This window comes from Streptomyces sp. NPDC059900 (genome assembly GCF_050270335.1).
Lineage (GTDB): Bacteria > Actinomycetota > Actinomycetes > Streptomycetales > Streptomycetaceae > Streptomyces.
Map to the genome: position 1 here is coordinate 1 of NZ_JBNNJZ010001053.1, position 1,533 is coordinate 1,533.

At 68.4% G+C, this 1,533-nt stretch carries 1 pseudogene; it reads right to left on the reverse strand.

Annotation, left to right across the window (positions count from 1 at the left end):
* Positions 1-776: pseudogene (locus ACQKIP_RS47125) on the reverse strand (hypothetical protein); the annotation flags it as partial.
* Between the last annotated feature and the right edge of the window lie 757 nt (positions 777-1,533).

The following is a 1,533-nucleotide window of genomic DNA, read 5'->3' on the forward strand; positions in this document are numbered from 1 at the left end:
ATTCCCTTGTCTGTCTCGGTGACATGGGAGACGGTCAGGCTCACGATGCGGCTGCAGGGCTGTGCGTAGAGGACGACGAGACAGCCGGCGACGCGGTCGACGGTGTCCAGCGTGGTGTCGTGCAGGAGCCGCTTGCTGAGGGTCCATCGCTGGTCGGCCTCCGGCAGGAGCGCTTGACCACGTGTTCTGGATTCCGAGCGGGTGGGGATGGCGATGCCGTGGGCGTGACGGTTTTCCACTGCCCAGATGACGAAGTTGCGGACGACGTATCTGCCCGCCCGGTCGGACGACAGCCATGCGTCGATGTCGTCCTGAGTGCATCGGGAGAGGTCCGTTTCGCGGTCACGGAGCCAGGCCAGCAGGCGTATGGAGGAACGGACTTCGTGGCGGACTCCGCCGATCTGGTTGATTGTCAGGGGGCGGCGGGCGGATCGGCGCCTCAGCCGGCGCAGGTGGAACCATGTGGCGAAGCTGCGTAAGAGCCGTTTGTCCTCCGCGTGGTCGACGTCGTCCAGGATGCGGTCGAGCCACTGCTCGAGCCGGGCTAGGTACTCGTCGCGTTCGGGTAGCGCGTTGTTGGCGACAAGGATGCTGCGGAAGTGGCTCAGGGCCGTTGAGGGCGTCATCTGATCGAGGGCTTCATGGGTGACGGGCCCGGCGCCGGAGGCGAGTTCTGCGAGGAGGCGCCGGGGGGCCAGGTCTGCGATCCAGACGAGGAGCCGGTAGGGATCGCTGCCGATCAGCGCCGTGATGACGGGTTCGAGCTCGGGACGCATCGAGCCATCGGGACCGCTGAGGACAGCGCGAAGTTGACCTGGTGCGGCGCATCGGGTGCAGAGTCCGCGGTGGTGGAGGTGTTCGATGGTTCCGCACTCGGTGCAGGCCCGGAAGGACGCGGGGTGCTTGCGGTAGCAGGTGCGGCAAAGCGCCCGCCCGTCGGCGGTGCGGCCGGTGACCCTGCGCAGGCGGCTGCAGGACTCACATTGCTCGCTCGGACGGCCGCAGGGAGCGCAAACCGGTTCCTTGTCACTTGTGCGACCCCAGACGACGCGGACGGTTCCGCAGAGCGAGCAGGGCGCTCGGTTTTGGGTCCGTTGACAGGTCAGGCAGCGCGGGGAGTCGCTGCCCGCCTTGGTGCAGGGCTTCTGTTTTCCGCAGAACGAGCAGATGGCGATCGGTGGGCGCCAGCAACGGCCGCAGAGAGCGGCGCCGTGTTCGTCGTGGTGAACGGCGAGGGCGAGGCGGCCGCAGCCGGCGCAGGACTCGTGGTTGAAAGGTCGCCTCGCATGCAACTGCCGCAGAGCGGCCGGCCGTCGGGCGTGCGGGTCGCAACGATCTGCTCCTGCCCGCAAACGGAACAGGGCTGAAGCCGGGACGTGTCGTAACAGCGGCGGCAGCAGCGGGCCTTGTCCCGGCGGAACTTCAGCGCGGTGATGCGGCGGCAGAAGGGGCAGGCGGGCGCCATGACGGTCCGCGCGCCGTACGCGACCAGGGCGTCGATCAGGGCCAGCACCCTGGGTGATCCGTAGGCGC